The following is a 797-nucleotide window of genomic DNA, read 5'->3' as shown; positions in this document are numbered from 1 at the left end:
CGGCACTGTTGCAAAGTTAGCGATGAGGCAGCCTTTTGTCTTATTCAAAGGCCTTACATTTCAAAAACTCTGCTTACCAGGCGCATTTCGCCCAGGGGATCACCATAATAAAATGCTGAGGCCTGGCCTTTGCGTAGTGCACGCATCACCTCAATACCTTTGATGGTGGCGTAAGCCGTCTTCATGGATTTAAATCCCAGCGTGGCGCCGATTATCCGTTTCAGTTTGCCATGATCGCATTCAATCACGTTGTTCCGGTACTTAATCTGTCGGTGTTCAACGTCAGACGGGCACCGGCCTTCGCGTTTGAGCAGAGCAAGCGCGGGACCATAGGCGGGCGCTTTATCCGTGTTGATGAATCGCGGGATCTGCCACTTCTTCACGTTGTTGAGGATTTTACCCAGAAACCGGTATGCAGCTTTGCTGTTACGACGGGAGGAGAGATAAAAATCGACAGTGCGGCCCCGGCTGTCGACGGCCCGGTACAGATACGCCCAGCGGCCATTGACCTTCACGTAGGTTTCATCCATGTGCCACGGGCAAAGATCGGAAGGGTTACGCCAGTACCAGCGCAGCCGTTTTTCCATTTCAGGCGCATAACGCTGAACCCAGCGGTAAATCGTGGAGTGATCGACATTCACTCCGCGTTCAGCCAGCATCTCCTGCAGCTCACGGTAACTGATGCCGTATTTGCAGTACCAGCGTACGGCCCACAGAATGATGTCACGCTGAAAATGCCGGCCTTTGAATGGGTTCATGTGCAGCTCCATCAGCAAAAGGGGATGATAAGTTTATCA

The 797-nt window shown here is 52.4% G+C and carries 1 protein-coding gene; it reads right to left on the bottom strand.

Features of this window, described 5'->3' with window-relative positions; genetic code table 11:
- Positions 1-53 precede the first annotated feature (53 nt).
- Positions 54-758 (bottom strand): IS6-like element IS26 family transposase, encoded by a 705-nt coding sequence (locus tag ADJ24_RS16965; RefSeq protein ID WP_016162063.1) that lies wholly within the window; start codon positions 756-758, stop codon positions 54-56.
- Positions 759-797 lie beyond the last annotated feature (39 nt).

The sequence above is a fragment of the Enterobacter sp. 940_PEND genome, assembly GCF_001059415.1.
GTDB lineage: Bacteria > Pseudomonadota > Gammaproteobacteria > Enterobacterales > Enterobacteriaceae > Enterobacter > Enterobacter cloacae_M.
This window is presented reverse-complemented; position numbering and strand designations above follow the sequence as displayed.

Excerpts from the sequence above, each read along its gene's own strand:
- ADJ24_RS16965 (WP_016162063.1), bottom strand. The coding sequence starts at position 758 with ATGAACCCATTCAAAGGCCGGCATTTTCAGCGTGACATCATTCTGTGG.